Origin of the sequence: Bradyrhizobium sp. STM 3809 (assembly GCF_000239795.1) — a bacterium.
Taxonomy (GTDB): Bacteria; Pseudomonadota; Alphaproteobacteria; order Rhizobiales; family Xanthobacteraceae; genus Bradyrhizobium.
The window spans coordinates 1-1,980 of sequence record NZ_CAFJ01000356.1 but is presented as its reverse complement, the minus strand read 5'-3'; the positions used below and the strand labels follow the sequence as shown (position 1 = coordinate 1,980).

General features: G+C 62.8%; 2 protein-coding genes. Both read left to right on the top strand.

Annotation, left to right across the window (positions count from 1 at the left end; translation table 11 throughout):
• Nucleotides 1–214, top strand: a 214-nt coding sequence (locus BRAS3809_RS36670; RefSeq protein WP_170323303.1) for a hypothetical protein, incomplete at its 5' end; no start/stop codon positions are given.
• A 227-nt stretch (nucleotides 215–441) separates the two neighbouring features.
• The gene (locus BRAS3809_RS18785) at nucleotides 442–1,950 is read left to right on the top strand and encodes a phage portal protein (RefSeq protein ID WP_008963647.1); all 1,509 of its coding nucleotides are present in this window, start codon (nucleotides 442–444) and stop codon (nucleotides 1,948–1,950) included.
• The last annotated feature ends 30 nt before the right edge of the window (nucleotides 1,951–1,980 follow it).

The following is a 1,980-nucleotide window of genomic DNA, read 5'->3' as shown; positions in this document are numbered from 1 at the left end:
ATCTCCGCTCGACGTCCACACCGCCCGCGCGATGCTGGCGAAGGCTCCGGCCTCCAATCCGTTCTTGGAGGCGATGGACTCGCAAGGTCCGATTGGCCTCTCGACAGCAGCCGCGGACTTCACGAACGATCCGAAGGCGGCGCGACTCGAAGAGATTAAGCACGCGGCGGCAGCGTTTAACGCCGGTCGCGGCTACACGAAGCGTGCGAGGTAGCCGCCATGGCATCGAAGCTTGCACAGTTTCACCCGCCTAGTCGGTTGGCAAAACGGGCGCCTCGCCCGGCTGGCCTTCCGGGACCGGCAGACGTGATGCGCTCCGTTACTCCGTCGTCGACCAGCGGCACGGCTGAAGACATCAGCGGCGTCTCAGGGGCGCAGGCGGGGTTTAGAGACGGGACTGATGGTCGGGTGTCAATGACATGGGCGCGGTACCAGGCGCCCATGTTGACGTCAGGCTACGGCCCGTTCTTCGGCACTCCGGGCTCAGAGATTTCCCGGGAGCGCTCGCAGGCCGCGGCAGTGACGCTGGACCTTTTGACCAGCAACAGCACGATCGCCACTCTGTGCGAGACGCTCGCAACCTACGCGATCGGTTCGGGGCTCACCCTGTCCAGCAAGCCGGACCATGAGGCGCTCGGCATCAAGCCGGAAGCCGCTCGGTCTCTCAGCCACCAGATTGAGCGGGCTTGGTTGCGGTGGGTCAACAACGCGTTTGAATGCGACGCGTCCGGCCGCCACAAGCTGCATCAACTCGCCACGGGCGCGTTCAAGAGCTGGCTATTGACCGGCGAGTCTGTCGTGGCGCTCGACTGGCGCCGCAGCAACGCGACTCGGACAGCAACGAAGGTGAAGCTGCTCGACTCTCGGCAGTTGGATCAGTCCGTTTCCCGAAAGGAAAACGGCGGTAGCGTTCTTCAAGGCGTGGCATTCGATGCACTTGGTAGGCTTCGCGGATACTATCTCCGGGAGTCCCCGCTGGGCGATATCGCCTCGGCGCCGCAAGCCGTGTTCGTGCCTGCGCGCACTTCATGGGGAAGGCCGCGTGTGTTGCACTTGTTCGATTTGATCGCTCCGGGGCAGGTGCGGGGACTTTCGCCACTGATCGCGGCGCTGTCTCCGGCGCACTCCAAGGGATCGCTGAGGGAGTTCTCGTTGGCGCAGGCGTTGGTGCAGTCGATGATTGCGACCACGATAACCTCTGATTTGCCGACGTCATCTGCGTTCAAAGCCTTCGAAGTGAACGACGGTTTGCAGGGCATTCAGAGCGGAGCAAACCTTGAGCAGTGGATGAAGTCACGTAGTGATTTTTACTTAGGATCAAAGGTAACGCTCCAGCCGGGCGGCATCAACCACTTGCCCCCCGGAGACAAGATGACCATTCACCGAAGCGAGGCCCCGAACTCGGCTTACGATGCGTTCGATCGGAGCATGGGGCGGGAGGCAGCCAAGGCAGCCGGTTCGTCCTATGAGGACATCAGCGGCGACTACTCCACCACGAGCTTCTCGGCAAGCCGCTTGGCACTTGAGCTGCCCGCCCGCGTGAACAAGCGCAGGCGAGGCGCGATCGTTGAGCCCTTTTACCAGGGTGTCTTCAGCGCTTGGCTCGAAGAGCAGATCGAGTCGGGAGTTATCGCGCTGCCGAAGGGAGCGCCCGCGTTTTGGCAGGCCCCGGACGCGTATACCGCAGCGGCGTGGCGAGGCGAAGGCAAACCGATCGCCGACCCGTTCAAAGACGTGCAGGCCGCAGCACTCCGGCTGCAGAACGGGCTCACGACCTTGGAGGCTGAGCTTGCTGAACGCGGCTTGGACCTCGAAGAGGTGATCGCTCAGCGGGTCGCAGAGCGCGAAATGCTGGAGGCCGCGGGCCTCAGCTACACGTCGGCAGTCTCGATGACAACCGCCCAACCGGACAACGAGCGCGATGTCGAAGAAGTCGACCCGCTCAGTTAAGGGAAACAGGACAATGAACAACTGCAATGG

Coding starts and splice junctions, on each gene's coding strand:
- BRAS3809_RS18785 (WP_008963647.1), top strand. CDS start 442: ATGTTGACGTCAGGCTACGGCCCGTTCTTCGGCACTCCGGGCTCAGAG.